The 25,521-nt window shown below is 48.1% G+C and carries 24 protein-coding genes; 1 reads left to right on the forward strand and 23 read right to left on the reverse strand.

The features are described 5' to 3' along the window. Positions 1-60: 60 nt before the first annotated feature. The 9 genes from DHU66_RS10035 to DHU66_RS10075 form a co-directional block, all read right to left on the reverse strand. Positions 61-1,575, reverse strand: a complete 1,515-nt coding sequence (locus DHU66_RS10035; RefSeq protein ID WP_108775822.1) for a GGDEF domain-containing protein — start codon at positions 1,573-1,575, stop codon at positions 61-63. A gap of 211 nt (positions 1,576-1,786) precedes the next feature. Further along, a complete protein-coding gene (locus DHU66_RS10040) occupies positions 1,787-2,815 on the reverse strand; it encodes a sugar kinase (protein ID WP_108775823.1) in 1,029 nt (342 codons plus the stop codon). Position 2,816: 1 nt separating this feature from the next. Then, positions 2,817-3,788 (reverse strand): bifunctional 4-hydroxy-2-oxoglutarate aldolase/2-dehydro-3-deoxy-phosphogluconate aldolase, encoded by a 972-nt coding sequence (gene eda, locus DHU66_RS10045; protein ID WP_167836362.1) that lies wholly within the window; start codon positions 3,786-3,788, stop codon positions 2,817-2,819. Positions 3,789-3,882: 94 nt separating this feature from the next. After that, a complete protein-coding gene (locus DHU66_RS10050) occupies positions 3,883-4,497 on the reverse strand; it encodes a PAS domain-containing protein (protein WP_135358358.1) in 615 nt (204 codons plus the stop codon). Positions 4,498-4,586: 89 nt separating this feature from the next. Further along, entirely contained in the window at positions 4,587-4,823 is a 237-nt protein-coding gene (locus DHU66_RS10055; RefSeq protein WP_108775826.1) for a hypothetical protein, read from the reverse strand. Between the two features lie 222 nt (positions 4,824-5,045). Beyond that, the gene (gene rlmD, locus DHU66_RS10060; RefSeq protein ID WP_108775827.1) at positions 5,046-6,173 is read right to left on the reverse strand and encodes a 23S rRNA (uracil(1939)-C(5))-methyltransferase RlmD; all 1,128 of its coding nucleotides are present in this window, start codon (positions 6,171-6,173) and stop codon (positions 5,046-5,048) included. After that, a complete protein-coding gene (locus tag DHU66_RS10065) occupies positions 6,173-6,802 on the reverse strand; it encodes an HAD family hydrolase (protein WP_108775828.1) in 630 nt (209 codons plus the stop codon). The genes rlmD and DHU66_RS10065 overlap by 1 nt, the downstream gene beginning before the upstream one ends. Continuing rightward, complete coding sequence (locus DHU66_RS10070) at positions 6,799-7,479, reverse strand: beta/alpha barrel domain-containing protein (RefSeq protein WP_108775829.1); 681 nt, start codon at positions 7,477-7,479, stop codon at positions 6,799-6,801. Before DHU66_RS10070 ends, DHU66_RS10065 begins: the two co-directional genes overlap by 4 nt. Continuing rightward, positions 7,476-11,090 (reverse strand): DEAD/DEAH box helicase, encoded by a 3,615-nt coding sequence (locus DHU66_RS10075; protein ID WP_108775830.1) that lies wholly within the window; start codon positions 11,088-11,090, stop codon positions 7,476-7,478. The genes DHU66_RS10070 and DHU66_RS10075 overlap by 4 nt, the downstream gene beginning before the upstream one ends. A gap of 269 nt (positions 11,091-11,359) precedes the next feature. Between DHU66_RS10075 and DHU66_RS10080 the strand changes: the two genes are divergently transcribed. Continuing rightward, positions 11,360-12,664, forward strand: coding sequence for an IS4 family transposase (locus tag DHU66_RS10080; protein ID WP_108773886.1), 1,305 nt, complete (start codon positions 11,360-11,362; stop codon positions 12,662-12,664). Positions 12,665-12,896: 232 nt separating this feature from the next. Here DHU66_RS10080 and yaaA read toward each other — a convergent pair whose 3' ends face one another. The 14 genes from yaaA to DHU66_RS10150 form a co-directional block, all read right to left on the reverse strand. Continuing rightward, positions 12,897-13,649, reverse strand: a complete 753-nt coding sequence (yaaA, locus tag DHU66_RS10085) for a peroxide stress protein YaaA (RefSeq protein WP_135358359.1) — start codon at positions 13,647-13,649, stop codon at positions 12,897-12,899. Then, a complete protein-coding gene (gene bcp / locus DHU66_RS10090) occupies positions 13,646-14,101 on the reverse strand; it encodes a thioredoxin-dependent thiol peroxidase (RefSeq protein WP_108775832.1) in 456 nt (151 codons plus the stop codon). Before bcp ends, yaaA begins: the two co-directional genes overlap by 4 nt. 68 nt (positions 14,102-14,169) lie before the next feature. Then, complete coding sequence (locus tag DHU66_RS10095) at positions 14,170-15,069, reverse strand: GNAT family N-acetyltransferase (RefSeq protein ID WP_108775833.1); 900 nt, start codon at positions 15,067-15,069, stop codon at positions 14,170-14,172. Positions 15,070-15,086: 17 nt separating this feature from the next. Then, positions 15,087-15,470 (reverse strand): VOC family protein, encoded by a 384-nt coding sequence (locus tag DHU66_RS10100; RefSeq protein WP_108775834.1) that lies wholly within the window; start codon positions 15,468-15,470, stop codon positions 15,087-15,089. Next, the gene (locus tag DHU66_RS10105; protein WP_108775835.1) at positions 15,457-16,092 is read right to left on the reverse strand and encodes an MBL fold metallo-hydrolase; all 636 of its coding nucleotides are present in this window, start codon (positions 16,090-16,092) and stop codon (positions 15,457-15,459) included. Before DHU66_RS10105 ends, DHU66_RS10100 begins: the two co-directional genes overlap by 14 nt. 5 nt (positions 16,093-16,097) lie before the next feature. Beyond that, positions 16,098-16,460, reverse strand: coding sequence for a DUF2200 domain-containing protein (locus DHU66_RS10110; protein ID WP_108775836.1), 363 nt, complete (start codon positions 16,458-16,460; stop codon positions 16,098-16,100). Continuing rightward, the gene (locus DHU66_RS10115; protein ID WP_167836363.1) at positions 16,457-17,368 is read right to left on the reverse strand and encodes a PfkB family carbohydrate kinase; all 912 of its coding nucleotides are present in this window, start codon (positions 17,366-17,368) and stop codon (positions 16,457-16,459) included. Before DHU66_RS10115 ends, DHU66_RS10110 begins: the two co-directional genes overlap by 4 nt. 90 nt (positions 17,369-17,458) lie before the next feature. After that, the gene (locus tag DHU66_RS10120; protein WP_108775838.1) at positions 17,459-19,120 is read right to left on the reverse strand and encodes a diphosphate--fructose-6-phosphate 1-phosphotransferase; all 1,662 of its coding nucleotides are present in this window, start codon (positions 19,118-19,120) and stop codon (positions 17,459-17,461) included. A gap of 476 nt (positions 19,121-19,596) precedes the next feature. After that, positions 19,597-20,013, reverse strand: coding sequence for a hypothetical protein (locus DHU66_RS10125; RefSeq protein WP_108775839.1), 417 nt, complete (start codon positions 20,011-20,013; stop codon positions 19,597-19,599). Between the two features lie 9 nt (positions 20,014-20,022). Then, complete coding sequence (locus DHU66_RS10130; protein ID WP_245309513.1) at positions 20,023-21,972, reverse strand: NAD(+) synthase; 1,950 nt, start codon at positions 21,970-21,972, stop codon at positions 20,023-20,025. Continuing rightward, complete coding sequence (nadD, locus tag DHU66_RS10135) at positions 21,969-22,595, reverse strand: nicotinate (nicotinamide) nucleotide adenylyltransferase (protein ID WP_108775840.1); 627 nt, start codon at positions 22,593-22,595, stop codon at positions 21,969-21,971. The genes DHU66_RS10130 and nadD overlap by 4 nt, the downstream gene beginning before the upstream one ends. After that, positions 22,595-24,109, reverse strand: a complete 1,515-nt coding sequence (locus DHU66_RS10140; protein WP_108775841.1) for a nicotinate phosphoribosyltransferase — start codon at positions 24,107-24,109, stop codon at positions 22,595-22,597. The genes nadD and DHU66_RS10140 overlap by 1 nt, the downstream gene beginning before the upstream one ends. Then, positions 24,106-24,642, reverse strand: a complete 537-nt coding sequence (locus DHU66_RS10145) for a cysteine hydrolase family protein (protein WP_108775842.1) — start codon at positions 24,640-24,642, stop codon at positions 24,106-24,108. Before DHU66_RS10145 ends, DHU66_RS10140 begins: the two co-directional genes overlap by 4 nt. Continuing rightward, the gene (locus DHU66_RS10150) at positions 24,639-25,469 is read right to left on the reverse strand and encodes an NUDIX hydrolase (protein ID WP_108775843.1); all 831 of its coding nucleotides are present in this window, start codon (positions 25,467-25,469) and stop codon (positions 24,639-24,641) included. Before DHU66_RS10150 ends, DHU66_RS10145 begins: the two co-directional genes overlap by 4 nt. Positions 25,470-25,521 lie beyond the last annotated feature (52 nt).

Raw genomic sequence — 25,521 nt, forward strand, 5'->3', positions numbered from 1 at the left:
TGATACGTGTTTTTTCACGATCGGGGATTTACATATTTCAGAATCTGTCGTGATTCATCATCAGTCCAGGCGTTCCGCCTTCATCTGTACCTTCATCTCATACATTCTGGCATCAGCCATACTCTCCAGCATTTCCATCGTGACAGGCTTTTCCTTTCTGGAGATGGCAAAGCCCCAGGAAAGAGAGACAGGCGGCTTTTTGGCATCAGGTGTCTGCTTTGCCAGCAGATCCAGCAGTGCCAGTTCACCCTTATCATAATCCGCAAAGACATCCTCTCCATCCAGCACCGCCATGAACTCATCACCACCCAGACGGAACAGTCTGCCATAGCGGCCAAAAGAATCCTGCAGCATATGTGCACAGCGGATAATATAATCATCCCCTGCCTGATGGCCATAGTGGTCATTGACCCGCTTGAGAAAATTCAAATCTGCATAGACAATGATCAGATCTCTGACTTTGCCGGATGTCATTTCCTTATCAAGATTTTCCTGCACTTCCAATAATGCAGAGCGGTTGTAGAAACCCGTCATGACATCCTTGTATGCCATCATATGATACACATCGGCTTCCAGGGATTTCTTCATGTGGATGATCATTTCACTCTTGTACACCATGATTAATACAAGCATGAGCATCAAAAAGCCGATCCGCGAATAGCGGGCGGCATCTTCAGGCGCCCCATAGCCGGCATAGCGGACAAGGTCAACAACCATGCATGCAAAGTCAAGCAGAATGATCACCCAGAGTATTTCTCTTCTCGGGTTATGAATATGATTGCGCTTATATTGCACGATCTGATCAACACTCATGATGCACATGACAGCAATGGACAGTATCAGTGCTGCATGAATCAGCAGCCTGCACTGCCAGAGATCCAGATGGAACAGGATATAAGCACCTGTACAGACAACAACATTAAAGATCACAACTGCAAGAAAGAAATGGTCAATCTTCGGATTTGGCCTGATCATCCAGGCATTGGCTGCCCTGACGGCAGGATAAGGCACAATCATCAGCATCGTAAAGGTAAAGCAGCGCCCTAGATCCGGGCATGGGGTCAGGACAATGGGAACCCGGGATTCCACCAGGCTCCACGTACCAAAAAGGATTGCTGTCAGCGAAAACATGCGGAATGAATCCACCAGCGGCGTTTTGAGATTACTGGTGCCATAAGAGATATACAGCATTGTCACACCAAGCGTAATGATCAGAATACTGGTCAGAAAAGCCGGCAGAAATCTGGCAACCAGGTGGGTCATATACGTACCGAAGCTGCCGACACTGATCTCACTGATTCCACCGGCACCCTTATAGGCAGGATATACGGTAATTTCAACACGCACCCCAGATTGCCTTCTGCTTAAGCCAATGTTATGAAACGCATAGCCATAGCTGCGCCCGGCCAGTACAAACGGTTTCTCTGTGTAGTTATACACTTCATCACCGCCAATCTTCACTTTAAAGAAGATGTTGTCACTTTCAAAGATCAGGTTTTCACCATAGCTCAGCGTATCCGGAAGATAATTGTAAATCTTCACTTCTCCATGCAGCCAGACTTCCTGACCATGCATAACATGCTAGCACAATCACGACATAGACAGTGAGGCATACTGCAAGAAAAAGAGGTCCAGACGATCTCAGTCTGCTCGCCTTATTTTGTTTCACACTTTTTTTCATCGCGTGTCCTATTATGCACATGTTTGTCAGATGGAAAAGTAAAACAATTGAGTATTCATAATATTACGAATGATATTCACAATAATATGACACAAAATGCAGCTTTCAGCGTACGATCCTGCCATTTCCAGTGCCCTGTGCAAGAGTGAGAGCTTCCTGCTCTGAAACACAGTTGAAATCGCCAGGAAGCGTATGTTTCAGCGCACTGGCCGCAATCGCAAAATCAAGAGACTTCTGCAGACTGTCATAATGCAGGATGCCATGAATCAAGCCTGCCGAGAAACTGTCACCTGCCCCGGTCCTGTCTACAATCGGATCAATTTCATAGTGGCGGGATACGTAGAACTGTTTTCCATCATAAAGCAGTGCCTTCCAGCCATTGTCTGAGGCACTGTGAGATTCACGCAGCGTTGTGGCAATCATCTTGAAATGGTATTCTGCCTCCATCTGCCTGAAGATGGCCTTATATGCCTCAACATCGGTATTGCCGCTTTCAATGTCACAATCCGGCACAAAGCCAAGCATCTTAGCCGCATCTTCTTCATTGCCAATGCAAACGTCCACATGCTGCATCAGCGGCTTCATGACAATCTGGGCCTGCTCTGGTGTCCAGAGCTTTTTGCGATAGTTCAGATCGCAGGATACCGTCACACCATGGCGCTTTGCGGCCTGACATGCAAGCAAAGTCAGCTTCGCAGCTTTGTCAGACAGAGCTGGTGTGATGCCGGACCAATGGAACCAGATGGCATCTTCAAAAATGGCATCAAAGTCAAAGTCAGCTGGATCCGCGGTGGCAATGGCAGAACCAGCACGGTCATAGATCACTTTGCCCCCACGTACAGAAGCACCTGTTTCAGCATAATAGATGCCAAGGCGGTCTCCGCCTCTTGCAATCTTGTCAGTATGGACACCATAGCGGCGCAGTGCATTGACAGCAGCCTGGCCGATTTCATGGGTTGGAACCTTGGTGACAAACCAGGCATCATCGCCATAGTTGGCAAGGGATACGGCCACATTAGCCTCAGCCCCGCCAAAGATGATGTCAAACTGGCTGGCCTGCAGAAAACGGGTATGATCACCAGATGGCGTCAGGCGCATCATGATCTCACCAAACGTTACAATCTTTTTGCTCATGTTATGCCTCCTGTACAAGATGAATAGCAAAACCGGCAATGCACTCTTTGAAGTAGATCAGCCTGATTCTGCCCTTTTCATCTTTCACAATAGAACTTTCATCAAAGTCATAGCCCTTTCTTTGGAAAAAGGCAATAGCACGGGAAACAGAAGATACACCAATGGCGATATGTCCATAGGTGCCTCTGGCTCTGGCAGTGGTCATCACTTCCACAAGTTCAGAGCCAAAATAACTGATCTTTGCATCACGAACACTGCCATCCAGCAGGTCTGCAAAGGCAGTGGCGATCTCTTTGCCATGTGCAGTATCACTGTTGATGCCAATATGGACAATATGAATCTGCAGCATCTTTCTGAGGGCATCATGTGCCATCTCAGAAATCTTGTCATACTGCCCGCTTTCAAGCAGTTCCTTCTTCACCATCCATGTTCCGCTGATTGCAAAGATCCTTTCATCATGAAGATATGCCTGCATGTTATGATCATCGATACCGCCGCTGGGCAGAAAATACATATCATTCCAGACCGCAGATAACGCATGAATGGTGCGCAGCCCTCCCAAAGGTTCTGCAGGGAAAAACTTAACGACATGCAGGCCAAGTCTTCTGGCCAGATCCAGCTCTGATGCCGAAGAGATGCCAGGGATGACTGGCATATTTTCCTGCTGGCAGAATCTGACCACATCCGGGTTGAGTCCCGGGGTCACAATAAACGATGCACCGGCATTTCTGGCATCAATGACCTGCTGGATGCTGAATACCGTTCCGGCACCTAATAACATTTCCGGACACGCTTTATGCATTGCCGATAAGCAGGCAAGCGCAGCTGGTGTGCGCAGCATCACTTCTGCCAGCGGCAATGATCCTTTGCATAATGCTCCGGCAAGCGGCCCCGCATGAGATGCATCGTCCAGCACAACCGCGGGTAATAAGCCGATATCATGGATCGACTGCATGATTTCCTGGTGATTCATAGATAATCCTTCTTTCCTGCGTAAACGATAGACATATACAGGCAGTTTCGTCAATACCTCCAGGAAAATGAAAAACTCTGGCATACACCAGAGATCATCTAGACGATTTCTTCAGGAAATCCTCTTTCATCGCTTCCTTTTCATGGATAAATACAAAGAACACACCGCCATAGGAAGAATCTTCGACAAGTCTGCCAACATCTATGACCGGGATCACTTTGCCGCCTTTGACAATGATGCTGTATTCAACATAGTCTTCATAGTATGGTCTCTTTGTCGTTTCAATTTCCTTCTGGTGGTTGATCTGTTCCCAGATGGAATCTTCCACTCTCTGCCGGTCTTCCGGCACGATGATATTCGTAAACCTGCCGCCGGTATAGGCGCAGAAATCATCATAGTTGTCACAGCCCAGCAAATGAACCAAAGAGTCATTGGCAAACAGAATTTCTTCATCTTCAGGATCCGACTTATAGATCAGGAAGGAGCCCGGGATGCCGGAGGCCAGTGCCTTGGTGCTGAAGCCAAGCTGTTCCTGCTTGATATCCGCCATGGAAGGATCATAATGTCTGGCTTCATGCTTGCCGGAAATCTTGGCCGCATAGAGTGCTTCATCTGCCAGAATCATCAAAGCAGAACGGCTCTGGGCCTGCTCCGGTGCATCCACGTAACCTGCAGAGATCGTATAGCGGATGGATATGCAAACAAGCATTGCCAAGAACCAGCAGAACAAATGATTCATGCGGTTTTTGATCATACATGCAATCCCCCACCACGATCATCAGCACATACTGATGATGCCTATGGTTCAGCAGATACGTTAACAGCTGCGTTCTCTGAGATACTGATGGATGAGACCATTCCAGCTTTGACAGAGAACTGCCTGTTTTTGCTGCAGTAGATCTGATAGACAGATGCAGCAATCATGAATGCAGCACAGATGGCACAGAGAATCATAATTGCCCTTGTGCGGTCAATCTGACGGATTCCAGATGTGTACGTGTCTGCCTTTTTTCCATTTTTGTTATACCCCCTCATAGATTCTTTCTCAATGCCTCCCTTATCTATGCGGGTATACCTTACATCAATGCCTTGAAGCTGCTGTGCCTGTTCACGTACAGCAAGTGATTTATCCAGAATATTGATGTTCTTCTTACATCATTTACTGATTTTGCTTTCCACCAGCATATGAAACAGAATACCTGTGGCATAGGATTTCCCTTCCCTGGCATGTCCTGTTATGCAATACATGATCTGCTGTTATTTTCGAACAATCAAGGCAATAGTTTCAATGTTTGGCGTAAATGGGAACTGATCAACCGGAATCATGGTACGGATCCTGTAGCCATACCTGCGCAGGATCTTTGTATCTCTGGCCTGTGTTTCCGGGTTGCAGGAGACATAGATCATCCTGTCCGGCTGCAGACTGCCCAGTGTGTGCAGGAAGTTTTCGGAAAGTCCCGCTCTGACCGGATCCAGAAAGACAACATCCGGTCTTTCTCCCAGATGGCGGATGAATTCTTCGGCATCCATCGCGATGAACTCGACATTGCTGATATGGTTGATCTTCGCATTTCTCTTTGCATCACGGATAGCCTGCGGATTGATCTCCACGCCCAGGACAAAAGATGCCTGTCTGGCAGCTAACAGTGAAATGGTCCCAATGCCGCAGCAGGCATCCAGTACTGTTTCATTCTTTTTCAGATCTGCCAGATCCAGAGCTGTCTGATACAACACTGCTGTCATGACAGGATTGACCTGGAAAAAGGACTTTGAGGAGATGGAGAAGGTCAGGCCGTCTATGGTATCCGTGATGGATCCTGGGCCATAGATCACCTTCTCATTTGGTCCCAGCACCATGGAATCTGTACCATGGTTATAGTTGAGAATGACAGTCTTGATTTCCGGATGTGCTTTGCGCAGCAATGAGAGAAATGCCTTTTCTCTGGGCAGGAAGTGAGATCCGATGATAATGGTCAGCAGGACATCACCGCTTTGATGAGAAACTCTGAGATAGCCATAGCGCAGAACACCCGTGCCGGCATCTTCATCATAGGGTTCAATGTGCAGCTGATCGGCAATCCTGCACAAATCATGAATGATGGCATTTGCCCTGCTGTTTTGGATCAGGCAGGCATCTGTATAAACAATCTTATGGCTGTGTTCCTGATACAGACCTGCTTTGACATGACCATTGCGGTCATAGCCAAAGGCACAGTAAATCTTGCAGCGGTAATGGTAAGGATCCTCCATGCCCAGCACAGGTTCCACATTGACGCCAGGAAACAATTCCCGCACCCTATTTCTTTTCTGAATCAGCTGCTGGCTGTAAGGTATTGCAAGATAGCGGCATGCGCCGCACTTTTGATCGACTTTGCAGCGCTTCATCACAGCTCTACCTCCATCAAAGAATCTGCCACATGGTCACAGCCGCTTTCCAGCACACTTCTGGACTGATGACCCTGGGCAACCAGAACGACATCATTGATGCCGATTGCATTGGCACATTCCTGATCATGCAGAGTGTCACCAATGAAGCGGCAGTTTGTAGGATCAATCTTCTGTTTCTGCATAAATGCTATGGCCATATCGATCTTGGAGCCGCCATAGAGATTATCCGTACCAAGCAGATAGGAAAAGTACTGATCAATGCCAAGCTCCCGGCACTGCTGTTTGAGATTGTCTTTCTGCGATGCGGAGAGAATGATATTCTCATACCCCTTCTGAATTGCTTCCTGAATCTTTGTAAGAAATCCCGGCATCAGACGGCAGGAAGAGAATCCTCTGGCATAGGCATCATTGAATTCCACGGAAACATCATCATATGTTTCGTTCTCAAACGTATAACCCATCCTGTAGTAGTAATTAATCACCGGAAAGCAGAACATGTCTTTGTATTCTTCCAGTGTGTAAGTGCGCATATGGCGCTCCTGCAGCATCCTTGTTTCAATCTGCCATGTCAGATGCACATCATCCAGAATGGTGCCGTTGAAGTCCCAGAACAGGATCGGCTTCATTGTGCATCACCCCGGTATTTGTCCATCATGGACGCAAACAGCTGTGCGGTGCTTGGCGGTGTATATGTAATGGCATTGGCACCTGCCTCCACGGTTGCAATGATCGTTTCCGGCTTACTGCCTCCGCTGGCAATGATCGGGACATCCGGAAAATACTCACGAATATGCCGGATCACTTCCGGTGTCTTTGGCCCACAGGCCACATTGAGAATCGATGCACCGGCCTCCAGGCGTTTCTGAATATCCGTATCCATGCTGGTAACGGTGATCACAACCGGAATATCTACTGCTTTGGCAACCGCAGCCAGGTTCAGGTTTGTGATCGGACTGTTGAGGACAACGCCCATGGCACCACTGCTTTCCATATCCCTGGCCAGGCCGATGGTTCTGACACCATGCGTGGTACCGCCGCCTACCCCGCAGAAAACCGGAATGTAGGAATACTTGATGACGGAATCGCCAATGGCAGTCTGGGGTGTAAAAGGATACACCGCAAAGACGGCATCAGCATCACAGTTGCGGATAATCGCCACATCGGTTGTAAATACGAGTGTCTTGATTCTTCTGCCAAAGACGACAATACCGGAGGCTCTTCGGGCCTCTTCGGGAATACTGAGAATATTGTGCCGCAGCTTTGTTTCAATCACCGGGCGTGTTGTTGTTTTCTTTTCACTCATCCGATTAACTCCATCAGTTCTTCCGCAGACAGCGATGCAAGACTTGCCGTCTCACCATTCAGGATCGCATCTGCCAGATCTTTCTTTGTATTCTGCAGTTCCATGATACGCTCTTCAATCGTCCCCTGGGCAATCAGCTTATACACAGTCACGTTATGTTCCTGGCCAATCCGGTGGGCACGGTCAGTTGCCTGATTCTGGGCTGCCAGATTCCACCATGGATCATAGTGGATGACCACATCTGCCCCGGTCAGATTCAAACCTGTTCCGCCTGCTTTTAAGGAAATCAGGAAGACCGGCGTATCATCATTGTTAAAGCTGTGGCACAGACGCTGCCGTTCCAGCTTTGGCGTTGCTCCAGTGATCAGATCATAGGTAATTTGTCTGCTCTGCAGCTCTTCCTCAATCAATGCAAGCATGCTTGTAAACTGCGAGAATACAAGCATCTTGTGGCCGCCATCCATCGCACTTTCAATGAGTTCCATGCATGTATCAAGCTTGGCAGAGCCCTTGGTATAATCCGTGGCAATCAGTCTTGGATCACAGCAGATCTCCCGCAGCTTTGTCAGCTCGGCAAGAATCTGCAGCTTGTTCTTACTGTCACCATTCTGTAATGCCAGCAAAGAATGCTTCATATGCACCGTCTGGGCATCATATAATTTCTGCTGGTCCGCATCAAACTTTGCAAAGACCGTCTCTTCCATCTTATCCGGCAGATCCTTGAGCACATCTTTCTTCAGACGCCGCAGGATCAGCGGCGATACCATTCGGCGCAGATGCTGGGTCACTGCTTCATCCTTATTGCGGGCAATCGGCGTTTCAAAGCGTGACTTGAACGTATCATACGTAAACAGGAAGCCTGGCATCAGATAATCAAAGATACTCCAGAGCTCTGACAGCCGGTTTTCAATCGGTGTACCAGTCAAAGCAAAGCGGTGGTCACTCGGGATGATCTTGACACTCTTGGCAGCTGCAGAGCCAGGATTCTTGATATTCTGCGCCTCATCAATCACTTCCACATCAAAGCTGTACTGCTGGTAGCTCTTGATATCGTGCTTGAGCAGATCATAGCTTGTCACAAACACATCTGCCTTCTGGTTCAGCAGCTGGTTTCTTGTTTTTGCGGTACCAACTACCGGAAGCACCTTCATCTGCGGTGCAAAACGCTTGAACTCTTCCATCCAGTTATAGACAACAGATGCCGGTGTGATCACCAGGGAAGGCTTTTGGATCCCTTCTTCCCTGCGTGATAGCAGTAAGGCAATGGTTTCCAGTGTTTTGCCAAGGCCCATGTCATCGGCCAGAATGCCGCCAAATCCGCATGTCAAAAGGGTATGCATCCACTCGGTGCCATAGATCTGATAGGAGCGCATCGTATCCTGCAGACTGGATGGCACTTCATAGTCGGAATTACGCACATTTTCAAAGTTGCGGATCAGATTGCGGAATGTGCGGTCACGGTCTGCCGCGACGCTGTCATGTTCCTCCAGAAGCTTATTGATATACAGGGCACGGTACAGCGGCAGCTGCATCTTGCCATTGGTGAATTCATCCAGTGAGATGTTCATCGTATCAAACAAGGCAGACAGCACATCCAGAGAATCATTCTGGTCCAGTTCAATGAAATCACCATTGCTTAGCCGGTGATACTTTTTCTTCTGCTTATAGCTGTCAAGCAGAGCCAGCAGATCTTCCTCACTCATGTCATGGGTGGCAATGGAAAGATCCAGCAGGTTGTTTTCGGTGCGAACACCGATGGAGACAACTGGTGTTCTGCGGATGCGCAGTTTGTCAAAGGCATCTGTCACATGTACTTCACCAAGCATCATCAGTGCTTTGATGCCTTCACTGAGAATGCTGTAGACCGTATCATCATCCGCATCAGCCGTAAACTGATGATGATCTCTGTCATAATCAGGATAATACAGCTGTACGGTATCCAGGATCTCACGCTCATACGTATGATCACGCAGCGGTGAGTTTTCATAATCATTCCAATGATCATCGATGATCCGATAGCTGACATCCCCAAAGGATACCTGCGCTGACAGGGTCAGCACATCATCATGGCGGTCCAGATAGAAATCATAGGTACCTTCCTGCGGGACAATCTCTGCCACTTTGTCATCTTCCTGGATATCAAAATAGCCGGACTGCTGCAGAATCGGCAGGATGTGATAATAGAATTCGGAAAGACGGCGCATGCCGATGCGGATCGAATCCGCGCCATTGCTGCCAAGCCCCATCGTATCCAGCATTTCTGCTTCTTTTTCCGGCAGACGGTATAGTGTGGAGCCGCTGATCGCATAGTAATAGCGTGAGCCATGGAAGACCTCGCTTCTTGGCAGATACAGCTGCACGGACTGGACATTGCGGTCGGCATCAATATCTGTCTCAATGGATAGTTTCAGCTTTGCCTGGCCGTCCTTCAGCTGCAATGAGCTGGCAGAACTGCCGTTTTTCCGCTTGTCTGCAAATTCAATAACATCCCCTTCTGCTGTATCAAAAAAGACATCCAGCGTATGATCAGACAGCTCCATTCTGTTTTTGATGCCTGGAAACGCCGGCCGTGAGTATGTATAGGCATCATAGTACCGCCGTGTAAAACGGGCAAATTCTGCCCTGGATTCCTGGATCTGGGTGCGCAGGAAATTGAAATACTTCTCATCTTCGCTGACAAAATCCTGCATGCCGAAATTAATTTCATTGTTCTTGCCCAGTTTGACCGTCTCGCCGCTGTCTTTCTGATCCAGCAGTGCCGACATATCCTTGACAAGATACAGTTTGCCCGTACCGATCTTCATGCCAAGTTCCAGATTGCCATCTTCTGTGACAGTCAGTCTTGGCTTAAACTGGATCACATTGTTCTTTGTACCGATTTCCTTGAGGCGGCGTGATGTACGCTTCTCGGCAAAGGCAGTCAGAAACTGATCAGCACCATAGTCGGTCGCATCGCCAAGATTGAAATGCTGGATCGTTTCCTCCGCCAGTAACAGCAGGGCAAGCTGATGGGCACATATACGGCTGGCATATGTTGAATAAATGTAATCCTCATCACATGTACCACCCACATAATGATCATGCGTCACAACGACCTGAATTTTTCTGGGATAATCATCAGTACCGATGTGGCCGTCAATGATCAGCGACTGCTCACTGCTGTCACGCAGGCCATAATGACTCCAGTAGGAAGTTTGAACACCGTCAAAAATGACCGTCTTATCCATGACCAGGATGCGGGCCTGACGGACCATCTCGGATGGAAACCGAACATCTTTGAAAATACGTGCAAGATCAAAGTAGCACCTGGCATCCTTTCTGGCATCAAACAGAGGCTTATGCACATCAATCTGCTTATGTAACTGGGCATCGCGGGCATACAGCAGCGCTGCCATATGGGCACAGCGCATCCCCATTGCGGCATTGCGGCAGGAGCAGGACGCATGAAAACCCTCACTCAAATTGACAGAGGTCATATAGACCCTGCCGGATTCTTTGACTCTGCCGGTCACAAGATCTCCCGTCGCATTGCAGCTGATGACAGACTTTGCTTTCCATAAAGCAAGGCCCTTATGCAGACTGCGCTCATTAAAATATGTCTTCCATTCCATTGTCACACCTCATTGTCCCATTATATCTGTCAAAACATCATTCGAAAACAAATGATTCCCTAGGGAACAAAAAAGCACAGGTCAAGCCCAATGTCATTAAGTTAGGGCTTGATGATTGAAACGCTTTGTATTTTGTAAGAATACAAGGCGTTTTTTTTGATGGCCAAAAGGTCCGTATTTTTTTGGATGATTTTCTAAAAAACACTTGACAGCCAAAAATCAGCCTTTTTTACACAATCCGAAGGAAATTGTAGGAGGAAAAATTCACTATGATTTCCATTGATTCTGTTAAGTGCGTAGATGACATTTTAGCCAAGGCCATTGATATGGTCGAGCAAAATATAAGCTGCTATTGTACGCAGCCAGGTGTTGACTTCACTCGGATACGTGCACTGCCCGCTGGTATTCTGATTCGCTTCCTTATCCAGAAACAGGCCAAGGCATTAAACCAGGAACTCTCTGATTTCTTTGTTTCCAAAGTCCCGCCGTCTGCTTCGGCTTTCTGCCAGCAGCGTTCAAAGCTCGATCCCGAAGCTCTTGAAAGAGTAATGCACTTAATGACTGAAAACATTCCTGGAACCAGATTCTTCAAAGGCTATCGTGTATTCGCTTGTGATGGATCAGATGTACGTATCCCTTATAACCCTGATGATCCAGAGACATTTCTGAAGAATGATGAGAACAGCCAGGGCTATAATCAGCTTCATCTCAATGCTCTGTATGACGTTCTGAATCGCGTATATACAGACGCTATGATAGATACGAAACAGAAGTCTCATGAGAAAGGCGCTCTGCTTGATATGCTTAAAGCCCATGATCTGCCAGCCAAAACGATTATTACTGCTGACCGCGGCTACGAAAGCTATGAGCTGCTTGCCTATATGCTTGAAAACAGCATTCACTTCGCCATTCGTATAAAGGATATATTCAGCAGCGGGATCTTATCTGCCATTGATCTGCCAGATGAAGAATTCGATCGAGATATCACTCGTATATTGACAAGAAGCCAGACGAAAGAGATCAAGCAAAACAAGCAGAAATACGTATTCCTGCCATCAAACGTAAATTTCAGTTATCTGGATTTTGATCATCCGTTCTACAATATGACTTTCCGTGTCGCCCGTTTCAAAATCACGGACGGTACTTATGAGTGCCTGGTTACGAATCTGCCCAAAGATGAATTTTCCATCACTGAGCTTAAGGAACTTTACCATATGCGCTGGGAGATTGAAGGTGCATTCCGCCACTTGAAATACGATACAAACATGGTTTACTTCAATTCAATCAAGCAGAAAAACGCAAGACAGGAAATCTATGCCGCTCTCATCATGTACAACTACACCCAGCTTCTGATCAATGCTGTGCCGGTAGAAAAGGATGGCAGAAAATGGACGTATCAGATTGCTTTTAAGCCTGCCGTTACGAATGCGCGATTATTCCTGAAGAAGCTTATTACGACAAAAGCATTCATAGACAGAATAAAAAACTTCCTGAGTCCCGTACGACCAGGAAGAAAGTTCAAGCGCAATATAAAGTCACAACCAGCAAGACTGTCACTCTATAGAGCTGCCTAAGCAACTTCATTATACGAGGTCAGCCTTTGGATTCAATGATAAAGTGACAGATTGCTCAAAAGATGTTTTCGTCATGCCTTCTTTTCGAGAACCTCTGGATTGTCCTCTAAGAGCTGAGCAAAAAAGAAGCTGAGTCCTGAAGAATAACATTATTATTCTTCATCCAGCTTCTTAACTTAACGGGTCAAAATCTCAATATCACTTTCATGAGCTTATCTTAATGACATTGAGGTCAAGCCTGTACTTTCTCTCTTACAAAATGGAAATGCGTATCATCAGATCTGACATCATCAAAGTGATAGTGCATATGGTCATACTGCTTCACCTGATCCACATCATGGATCTGCTTTTCCGCCAGCCATGCGGTCATGTCCCCTCTTGCCATCTTGGCATAGACGCCTTTGATGGCATAGCGGCCATTCTCTTTCTCTTCAAAGAAGACATTCACAAACCTGTCATTCTTTGTGAAGTATGGTTCAATGGCTTTGCTGTATTCTTTTGAGGCAAGATTCAGGATCACTCTGTCATCATCCAGGCAGTTCTGATACAGACTGTCTTTCCAGAATGCATAGAGGTCTTTTGACTGGCCGACTGCCAGCGGTGATTTCATCTCCAGCCGGTATGGCACAACGCCATCCATCGGTTTCAAAATGCCATAATACCCGGAGAGGATGCGCACATGGTCCTGTACCCAGGCAAACTGTTCATCCGTGAAGGCAGATGGTCCAAGGTACTGGTAGGCAATGCCGGCAAAACTCAGGATCGCAGGTGTTGGCTCCCGGTCTTTGGGGCCTTCCAGATATGCTCTTTGATACTTCTGGACCGCCTTGTCAGAGCACAGCCAGACTTCTGCCAGCTGGGCAGGTGTCTGTTGATGCAGCGCTGCATCAATCTCTTTCGACTTGTCAAGAAAGATGGGTGCAGACAATGGTGCCATGCCGTCATCCTTGACCATACGCATAGCTGGTGAAAGAATGACGATCAAGCAAGTGCCTCCAGCATCTGTGATGGATTCTCAGCAGGCTTGACATTGCCCATGGCTTTGATGATCATGCCGTTTTCATCAATGAGATATGTGCTGCGCACAATGCCCATATATGTACGGCCGTAGTTCTTCTTTTCCTTCCAGACATCATAGGCTTCAATGACGGTATGATCCGGATCAGAAAGCAGTGTGAACGGCAGATGATACTTCTCTGCAAAGTTCTTGTGTGATTTCACGCTGTCCTTACTGATGCCAAGCACAATGGCACCCTTTTCTGTGATCTGCGGAAAGAGATCGCCAAAACTGCAGGCTTCTTTTGTGCAGCCAGGTGTGTTGTCCTTGGGATAGAAGTACAGAATGATTTTTTTACCAGCATATTCATGCAGGGAATGCGTTTCTCCATTTTGATCCATGAGTGTGAAGTCCGGTGCTTTTGTGCCAATTGCAAGCATAGTTATTCTCCTTATGTTGCCATCATGATAGCAGAGTCAAACAGCTGCTGAAAGCCGGATGCCCGATGCTATTCCAGATACATTTCCATACGTTTGCTTGGCTGCCAGCCTTCATGCACGAAGAACGAAGCACATGCCTGGCTGATGGCAGGAACATACAGCAGGCATGGCTTATCTGCTTCCCTGGCAAGCTGCTTTACCTGGTTGACAAGCAGATGACCGACACCGTTTCTGCGCTGGTCTTTCATGACATACAGATCATGCAGCACAATGGCATCCACTGTATTCTCACAGATGGCAATGCCAATCAGACGGCCATGGTCACTGACCGCATACACGTTTTCTCCTGCAGAAAGGATATGGTAAAGATCTTCTTCGGCTGCCTGCAGATCAGAAGGCAGACGCAGTACTTCATGACGGTAATCATCATAGACAACCAGTGCATTCTGCAGGTTCTTTTCCTGCAGGGCTACAACATGAAACGGGACAGAAGGCACCGGCTCTTCTTCCTCTTCTTCCACAGGCTGCAAAAAATCCTCCTGCAGGAAATCAGAGACATCATCAGCTTCTTCATCTTCATCACTGTCACGATCCAGACGGTACACAATGCCATGGACTTCACACCAGTCAATGGCAAGATCTCTGTGGCAGGCATCCTGAAAATCATACCAGTCATTCAGGATATGAAACTTTGTGCAGGCTGCCTTGAAGCGTCGGAATGCCCCCTGGCCGGTAATAGCGTTGTACAGCCAGTCTTTCTCGTCCTCATCATCCAGTCCGGCAATAAACCGTTTCATATTGAGATAGTCATTGCGGTCATATTTGTCCGGCAGACGGATGAAGCGTTCCATTTCCCGCTCATCCGGACTATCCCACATAATCTGTCCATTGGCAGGATCATACCAGGCAGAATCCTCATCCTGCATCTGTTCAATCGCATCAATCACATCATTTAATCTGACTTCCATTACGATTCACTTCCTTTTTACTTCGTATGTGCTTCCATGTATTTTCCATCCGGCACAATCTCAATCCAATAGCCATCTGGATCTTCCAGGAAATAGATGCCCATAGCTTCATTCTCAAAGCAGATCCAGTTATGGCTCTTGTGATATGCATGGGCTTTTTCAAAGTCTGATGCGGTCATTGCCAGATGGAATTCCTGTTCACCAAGATCATATTTCTGGGGATGGTTCTTCATCCAGGTCAGCTCCAGGCGGAACCCGGTATGGCCATCACCGAGAAAAACGATCGTAAAGTCTTCATTTTCCGTTCTTGAGATTTCCTGCAGTCCTAAGGCATCATGATAAAACTGCAGGCTTTTCTCAAGATTAGAGACATTGAAATTAAAGTGGTTAAATGTAAACATTGCGTACTCCTTTCATGACGGGATCTGTTTCGATCCGCTGCATGACTTCCTGTTTTGATGCATTCCAGTGCATTGGATAAATCCGATCTGCGCTGCAGTATTCCAGAAAATCACGGATGCCAAAGCCTGGCTCCTTGATGCGCAGATCATACGGAATCATCGCGCACACAAAGTGCTTTCCTTTGATGCGGGACAATTCTTTGTGATAGAAATCCGCATTTCTCTGATCCTCGGCGTCGCCATCCCACCACCAGTTGTTCAAGTCACCGGCATGATGGATACTACCTTGTTTTGTATCAATCACAAAGGCGCAGCCCAGATCATTAGAGGCTAAAGATGTGATGTGCATACCATCAAGTTCGATGCTTTGATGGGCGGCGATATGAATCACATCTTCACGCTGTGTTTGTTTCTCCTGTATTTCATCTGAAAGAATAAACTTTTTCGCAGGCAGAGAAAAGATTCTGGGATTGTAGTGATCACTGTGGCTGTGGCTGACAAAGACGTACAGCGGTTTGCCAGAATCAAGAGATGGCAGTGTGCCCATGGCCCAGTCAAACAGCAGATTACAGTCCTGCGTTTCGATGAGGAATGCACTGTGTGCAATTGGTGTTATGATCATCCATATCACTTCTTTTCTGTGATCAGGATCGCATCCAGTGGTTTGCCTTTAGCAAGCTCATCCACCAGTTTATCCAGCTGGCGGATATGCCGGTACAGAGGATCCTGAATTTCTTCTACTTTGATGCCGCAGATGCGCCCATGAATGCTTTCCGCATTTTTGTTATAGCACGGTGCCTGCAGAAAGAAAGTTTGGTAATCGGGATCATGATCCAGCATTGTGTGCAGACCTGTTTCATCATAGCCAAGCAGCCAGCAGATCACAGCATCCACTTCTGCTTTCGTTCTGCCTTTGCGCAGCGCCTTGTTAACAAGCGCAGGATAGATCTTTGACAGCTTCATTGTATACAGCTTTTCCTGTGGACTCATCTTGCTTTCTCCTTTTGAAAATAGGAACGGTAATGATCCAGCGGCAATACGGCACCTGCAGTTTCACAGACTTCTTTTGCAGTCAGATTGGCAATGCATACAGCTTCTTTCAGATCCATCCCCATGCAAAGAGCTGTCATCCATGCAGAGCAATGAGCATCCCCTGCTCCAATTGTATCCACAACAGCAGCCTTGTTTGTGCCTGCATGCACTGCCTGTCCTGTCTGATCGATATAGTACGTTCCTTTTTCACCCATAGTAACAATCACTGCCTGATGGCTCATCTGCCATACATGTATGGCTGCTTCGGCAACAGATAACCCTTGACACCCAGGAAAGGAAACGATCTCATGTTCATTGCAGTGAACCATCGCATGCATGGCAAGCAGTGCCTCCGTTCTTTCCTGGGCAATCGAGGCAATGCGCGGTCCTGGCGCATAGATGACATTCCAGATATCAGCTTTCTTCAGCCAGTGGATGATCCTGTCTCCGTCCTTTTCTTCCAACTGCAGGCCGGAAACATAGACATAATCGTAGTGTTTCTGTTTGATGGCAGAGGGATCAAAGCCGTATTCCACTCCATGCAGTGACAGAAAGGTGCGCTCACCGCTTTGTTCCACAAGACAGTAGGTGCAGCCGTTTTCCCCTTCTGCTTTATAGGGACCGTGCATGCCAAGATCCTTCAGTTTGTTTTTGACAAAACTGCTGTAGATGCCGCTTGTGCCAACCGGAGAAAGTAAGGTGACATCGATGCCGTTGGCAAAGGCACACATGGCAGCATTATAGCCGCAGCCGCCCATGGCAATGTCCTGTGCCTGCAGGTTGATGTCCTCACCGGTAATGGGCAGATGGTCCAGCCGCAGCATGACATCTGCGCAGGCAGCACCAATGACAAGCAGATTTTTCATATGTGTCATCCTTTCGGTTTACTGTCTATATTGTAGCAGAAAACAAAAACAGCCTCTGCATTGCAGAAGCTGTCATGTTGGAACGTGTGATTACTCACCCTTTTCCAGAGCAAGTGTTCTGGTTGTCAGATCGCAGACATCAGAAGGTCCGTAGTACTGAATCGCACCCGGATACAGGTAGTCTGTCTCAACAGCCCACTTTGCTCTGTGAGCAGCGAAGTACTGGAACGGCTTGCCATCCAGATCCACAAGAGCCTTGCGGATAACCGGCTTGTCTTCGCCGTTTCTTCTCTCCATGTTCATCATCTTGGTGATCGGCATACCACCGGCAACCCACTGATCAGCCGGCTTGGAGAGGTTGGAAATCTTGGACAGATATCCTGTGTATCCATACTGAATCAGCATGCAGGCATTGTAGCCCAGGCTGTAGCAGTAGTCAGCGTCAAAATTGGACGGGAATGCGCATCTGCCTTCATAGCCGAAGAAATGATGCTGCGCAGAGAACTTGCCATTGTATTCACCCTTGGCACGTCTTTCTTCCAGCTTCTTGGCAACCATCTGGGAGAACAGCTTCTCAGACTCAATCAGGGAAACCTGTACATTGCCGTGCGGATCTCTTTCCAGGAAGAGCTGCTGCTGGATGTTTTCCGGCAGAATGTCGAAGACATTCCAGGAAGCTTCTGTCAGGCCCTTCTTGATATAAGCCTTCTTGTCTTCCCAGGTCGGCAGTGCATTGAACTCAGCTGTCTTTTCACCAGCCAGGAGTTCATTGATCTCAGAGATCAGGGTGCCGAATTCCGGAACGAATTCGACGATGCCTTCCGGTACAATGACAACACCGAAGTTGCCTTCTGTCTTGGATCTTGCCACAACAGAATCAGCAATCTGGTCAGCAATCTGGGACAGGGACATCTTCTTGGCAGCGACTTCCTCACCGATCAGGCAGATGTTCGGCTGTGTTTCCAGAGCGCACTCCAGAGCAACATGGGAAGCAGAACGGCCCATTACCTTGATGAAGTGCCAGTACTTCTTGGCAGAGTTGGCATCTCTTTCGATGTTGCCGATCAGCTCAGAATATGTCTTGGTAGCTGTATCGAAACCGAAAGAGCACTCGATGTCATCGTTCTTCAGGTCGCCATCGATGGTCTTCGGGCAGCCGATGACCTGTACGCCGCTCTTGTGTGCTGCAAAGTATTCAGCCAGTACAGCTGCGTTTGTGTTGGAATCATCACCGCCGATGATGACAACAGCTGTCAGGCCATGGCGCTTTGCCGTAGCCTCTGCTGCTGCGAACTGCTCCGGTGTTTCAATCTTTGTACGGCCGGATCCGATGATATCAAATCCGCCGGTGTTTCTGTAAGCATTGATGAAAGCATCATCAAACTCAACAAACTTATCGTCTGTCAGTCCGGAAGGACCGCCCTTGAAGCCAAGCAGGACATTGTCCTTATTGGCAGCCTTCAGGGCATCATACAAACCGCAGATGACATTGTGTCCGCCAGGTGCCTGGCCGCCGGACAGAATGACACCGACAACCTGCTTCTTTGCCGGGGCAGTATTCTGTCCCTTGACAAACGTAATCTCTCTCTTGCCATAGGTCAGTGGGAAAAGAGACTTGATCTTTTCCTGATCGGCAACACTCTGTGTCTCCTCACCTTCCTGAACACTGATATTGGCAATACCGCCTCTCAGCATTCCAGGCAGCTTCGGCTGATACTGAAGTCTTTCTTTCTGAAGTGGTGAAATTTCCATATTTACTTTTTCAGCTCCTTTACCGTTTCAATTATAGCCAGTAACCGGCATGGCCTCCACCTTTTTTGTATCAGAAAGATGGAAGGAACCGTATGACAGGAAAGAAAAAGCAGATCACAGAAGCTATCTGTAATCTGCAGCATATGCGTATTGAAAACGCTAATCAGTTTTCATTCTGTGCATCCAGCACACATCCGCCATTAGCTGCAATCACGTTTTGATATTAGCAAAAGGATTCTTTCAGGTATCTCTTCATGGGTGGATGGGCTGCTTTTTCATCATCCTCATTGCGATCGACATAGATAAAGCCATACAGCTTGGAAAAAACCTTCCCGGGGTTGATACATGATCAATGCCAAAGGCAGCCTGACTACATTAAAAGGCGTATTGCAAAAGGCAGAAAGACCCATCTGATCCAACCGCAGCTACATAAAAAGCCCTTTGTTTCCAAAGAGCTTTTTGTAAAGAAGTCTTCGCTATGCTTCCTCATAGCCAAAGGCCATCAGATCCTGCAGCGGGATATGCCTGCGGATCCACGTGGAGACATTGACATCCCCGGCATAGACCTGATCAATCATCGAGCCGTTAAGAGTAAGTGCTGGCCGATCATCATAGCGTATCGTCAGTGTCCAGTTCCCTGTGTCGCGGGCACAAAGATCTGATGAATGTCTGCTGTATTCTGCAAGGTAAGCAAACAAAGTGCTGACACGATCTTCGGCAATCTTTGCATACTCCCTTTTTAACAGGATATGGCCGGATGACAGGGAAAAGCCGAATCTGCTCAGCCAGACTCTGCCGGAAGAGGAAACTGTCAGGTGCTGCTCGATTTCCTGATTTTCCTGTGGCATGAGGAATGTGCTTTCCTCTGACTTGATCTGAATACTTTTGATCATCGTTTCTGGTCACCTGGCTTCGCTGACTCTTGCCAGCCACAAAGCGGCACTGGCATCGGATGGCATCCGCCAGTCGCCTCTTGGACTTAATGTCACTGAACCAACCTTTGGTCCATCCGGCAGGCAGCTGCGCTTGAACTGCTGCTGGAAGAAGCGCTTATAGAAGCGCTGGGCTGCGGTTTGAATCGCCGAAAGATCCAGTTCAGGATACGCACACATGGCAAAGGCAATCAACTTCTGGGGATCCATGCCATAGCGCAGTGTATAGAACAGGAAGAAATCATTCAGATCATATTTGCCGATCTTTTCTTCTGTCTTCTGGGCAATCTTTCCGTTATCACTTGGTGTTAATTCCGGTGTGATCGGCGTATCACAGATACTGTAAAGCACATCAGCCAGTTCCTTGTTTCCGCACGTATCTGCATAGCTTCTGCAGATATACTGCACCAGTGTCTTAGGCACCGAAGTATTGACAGCATACATGGACATGTGATCGCCATTGTACGTGCACCATCCTAAGGCAAGCTCAGACAGATCACCGGTGCCTACCACAAGTCCGTTTTCCATGTTGGCCGCATCCATCAGAATATAGGTGCGCATGCGTGCCTGGGCATTTTCATAGGCCGTATCGCCATTACCCTGATATTGCAGAGAATGGCCAATATCCTTGAGATGGCTTTCGACACCAGCATTGATGGCAACTTCCCTGCTTTCATCTGCCAGCAGCTTCATCAGTGCTCTGGCATTGTTGTAAGTATGTGAGGTCGTATTGCCATGATTGGGCAGTGTGTAGGCAATAATATGAATCTCGGGGCACTTCTTCTTTGCCTCATGGCAGACAAGCAGTGCCAGCGTGGAATCCAGGCCGCCGGAAATACCGATGACAAGATTGTGAATGCCGGTATTTCTGACTCTTGTGGCAAGACCGGCTGCCTGAATGGCAAGAATCGATCTGCTTCTTTCGCCACGCTCCTTTGCATCTGAAGGTACAAAGGGACTGCGGCTGATGCCGTAGTGCTCCTTGTGCAATGCCTGGGCAAGTGCTGAAGAACTGATCTCTGCTTTCGCTGCCAACGGCTGTAAGGCAATCCTGACATGCCGGTATCCATCCTGCGCAAAGCCAAATGTATTCTGATGCCTTCTGTTATAGGCAGTTTCATCCAGATCAATCACCGCTGTATTGATATTAGGCCTGGCCTGATCAAACTGTTCAGAGAGCAGTCTGCCATTTTCCACAATCAGACAATGACCGGAAAACACCAGATCCGTGCTGGATTCATCATTGCCGCTGGAGGCATAGGCATAGGCGCAATAGCAGGCAGCACTCTGCTGTGCGATCATCTGTCTGCGGTAATCCGCCTTCCCAATGATTTCATCCGATGCGGAAAGATTCAAAATGATATTGGCACCAGCCAGTACGGCGTGCGTGGATGGCTTGTCTGCCACCCAGAGATCCTCACAGATCTCCATGCCGATGATGGCACCGGTATCATCATCTTCCCCCAGCACATCCCAGCCAAAAGGAATCTCCTGTCCATCGATCGTGATCATTGCATTCCGGATGTCTCTGCCAGAGGCAAACCAGCGGGATTCATAGAATTCGCTGTAGGTAGGAATATTGATCTTGGGGATGACGGCCTTGATTTCTCCATCCGCGCAAAGAGCAGCGCAGTTATACAGACAATTCCCAAAGGAGATGGGCAGTCCGACTGCAGCGGCACTGTGATCTCTGGTGCTTTTTGCAATCTGGCACAATCCTTCTTTTGCCTGGTGCAGAAGTGCATCAGAGCCAAACAGGTCCGCGCATGTGTACCCGGTAATGCAAAGCTCCGGGAACACGAGCAGACTGCAGTCAGATGCCTGGATCATTGCACAGATTTCCTCGGTATTGGCTTTGACATTGCCAACGCTGAGTTTCGGCACACATGTGCCAATTTTGATCATGTGATTCTGTATCATAAATAGTTCCTCAATCCATGCAATTCTTCCGGCAGGATTCTGGTCAATTCATCTGCCTCATCATAGTGGCTGCCCGGTTCCTGCAGAATCAGAAACAGCTGGCGGGCTTTGGTGCTGGAAATATCCTTATACGCAGTATCCACCGTCACCACCTGAATGCCATCAGCCAGGGAAGAAAGATACGGATCGTTTTGAATCAGATTTCTGGCATCATCATGACTGCGTGACATGCACACAATGCCAAACTGATGCACAATCTCCGGTACATGTTTCCAGCCGGTCTGCAGTTCTTTCAGCTTGTCAGAGCCCATTAACAGATGGGCATGGTATCCCCGCTGGTCAAGTGAACAAAGCGTATCGTAAGTGCGGGGCTGATGGTCACAGGAAAGCTCCTCATCATCCACCATCATCCATGATCTGTTCTTTGCAATGGCCTGCAGCATATCCAGCCGCTGTTTGTTGGAAAAGGAAAAGCTTTTCTTCTGGACCGTGCGGACATAGCTGTCCTGGCTTGGCACAAAGATCACTTTTTCCAGATGGCACTTGTCCATTGCCTCCCTGGCAAGGTTGATGTGGGCGATGGTTGGCGGGTTAAAGGCGCCAAAGAATGCCAGCACTTCCATCAAAGTTCACCGCCGTGCAGCTTCTCATACATGTCAGATCTTACCTTGGCAACTTTCAGGGTCAGATCGACATAATGCTTATGCGGCATCTCAGGACGCAGCTCGGATTCCCAGACTCTGTTTTCCAACTGCTCACGGATATAGTTCTTCTTCTGGGCAATGGTCGGCAGATCAATCGCCAGTTCACCATTGATGATATGCGGTACCAGAATTCTCTCGACATGGCATGGCGTAATAATCTTATGACGGTCAAGCTCATCCGGATCGAGGTTGATGACTTCCAGCGGCTTGCCTGCTTCAATCACCTCATCGTCCATGGAGATGATATCGCACTGGCCCTTGCCCTCTTCATCAAACACACGCCAAGCCATCAGCTTACCCGGGATAATGGCTTTGGAGGCAGAATCAGAGCACTTCATCTTAGGTGTATAGGTGCCATCTGCATTCTTGACAGCTACCAGCTTGTAGACACCGCCAAAGACCGGATCGGTGGAAGATGTAATCAGATTTTCACCGACGCCATAGGAATCAAAGTGGGCATCTTCATACAGCTCCATATCGCTCATCTTCTTCTCATCCAGGGCATTGGAAGCAACCAGCTTGATGTATGGTTTGCCAGCCTTGTCCAGGGCCTTGCGCAGCTTCTTGTAGCCGCGGGCCAGGTCACCGGAGTCAATACGGGCACTCTTGACGCGCTTGTTAGGGTCATTTGGATATTTGCGGATCATTTCATCATCAATCTTAATCAGGTTCGGCAGGCCGGATTCAAAGATGGAATATGTATCCAGCAGCAGTGAAACATTCTCCGGGTATGTTTCGGCATATGCCTTGAATGCCTCATACTCAGATGGATAGAACTCGATGAAGGAATGGGCAATGGTACCTACAGCTTTGACATCCGGTCCATACTTCATCTCCGCCAGGCAGTTGGCTGTACCGACACAGCCGCCCAGAATGGCAGCATAGGCACCATCATTGCCGGCACTTTCACCCTGGGCACGTCTGGTACCGAATTCCATGACATTGCGGGGTCTGTGCAGGTTGAGACCCGTGATTCTGGTTGCCTTGGTGGCAATCAGAGAGTGGAAGTTCATTGTCTGCAGCAGGTATGTTTCAATCAGGATGGCACCGGCCATGTCGCACTCGATGCGGACCATCGGCACCTGCGGATAGGCAACCGTGCCTTCCCGCAGCATATATACGCTGCCCTTCCAGCGGTATGTGCGCAGGTATTCACAGAATTCCTCGCTCATACCCTTGGTGCGCAGCCATGTGATATCTTTTTCGGTAAAGTGATAGTTCAGCAGGAACTTAACAAGCTTATCCTGGCCGCAGCTGATCGAATAGCCAAGGTTATCCGGATTCTCCCGGAAGAACATGTCAAAGACCATGACAGTGTCCTTGAAGCCATGCAGGTACAGGCAGTTTGCCATCGTAAATTCATAAAAGTCAGTTACCATTGCCGGATTGTCATAATCTTCATCCGGTACATACGGTTCAACATGAATGCTCATTTCTCTTCTCCCTCATTGATCATCTGAATCTGACAGGATGCCATCGCATCCAGTGCACTTCTCTTCTTTTCAGGTGTTACCCCTGCAGTTGCATCAACCAGCACATACACATCTTTCTGATACAGTGCTGTCTTGATCAGCATCGCATTGCTCAATACGCAGATATCTGTACACAGTCCGCACAGCGTTACATCTTCCGGCTGCTCTTTGGATAACAGCTCCATCAGTGTCAGGCTGCCAAAGGTCGGCTTTTCAATCACCTTTGCATGGCGATTGTCCAGTGCTTCCTTTACTTCTTTGACAAGCTGCCAGCCATCGGTTTCCTTGATGCAGTGGGCAACCGGCAGATACTTTCCTTCCTGGCTGTGCAGGTAGTTTTCATCATGGGTATCCAGCGTCGCAATCACGGTATCATACTTTGGATCGTTGATCGCTTTGACAACGGAAGGCACAATCTGCTGGGTCTCTTTGGTGCCAAGTGATCCATCCACGAAATCCTTCTGCATGTCGATCACAACAAGTACATGCTTCATAAGTTCTCCTTCAGGTAGGTGTACATGGGATTGAATGTATACAGCTCACACATTCTTCCATTCACCTTCTTTTTGCGGCCGGTGTCATTCAGCATCTTCCGGATATCCCGCCGGAAATTGCCGGTATCGGTCTTTTTGCCAATCATGGCTTCATAGGTTGTCTGCATTTCACGCAATGTGCATTCCTGCGGCAATAGATTAAACATGATGCCAGTCGAGGCAGCTCTGTGCTGCACCTGGTCCATTGCCATATTAATGACTTTGATATGGTCAAAGGCAAGTGCGCTGTTGGACTGTCCCAGCTTCCGGGAACGTGTTTCCACATAGTTGTGCATCGCCTTGTCCTTGATCTCATAGCGCATCACAATCTGACGGTCTTCCTGGGACAATGTCAGAATACTGGTGCGGCCGCCATCAGACAGATCCTGGATAGTCTTACTGATATCAAACCAGGCCATCTGTTCACTGTCATCCTCAGGACTGTTTTTTCTGAGATTTTCCTGCGGCGTCAAAGACAGATAGGCCGTTGTCATAATGCGCTGATCATGGCCATGCCTGGATGCATTGCCCAGTGTATACAGCTGGCGGAAATACGCATATCTGGAAATATGCGTCTGTGCCCGCAGCGCGCGCACCACAGCATCATCCATGTCTTCATCCATCGCGACTCTGCCTTCCGGCAGTGCCCAATCACCTTTGCAGGGGTCTTTCGTCCTTCTGACAAGCAGAATCTTCAGACTGCCCTGGGCAACGGTCATCAGGATCATTGCCACATTGATAGCAGGCACATAGTCAGATGCACATTGTGTCTGACCAAGTTTTTCCACAATACCTCCTTGTAGTCATTTTGACTATTCCATCGTATCCATTGCACATACG

The organism is Lactimicrobium massiliense (genome assembly GCF_900343155.1).
GTDB lineage: Bacteria > Bacillota_I > Bacilli_A > Erysipelotrichales > Erysipelotrichaceae > Bulleidia > Bulleidia massiliensis.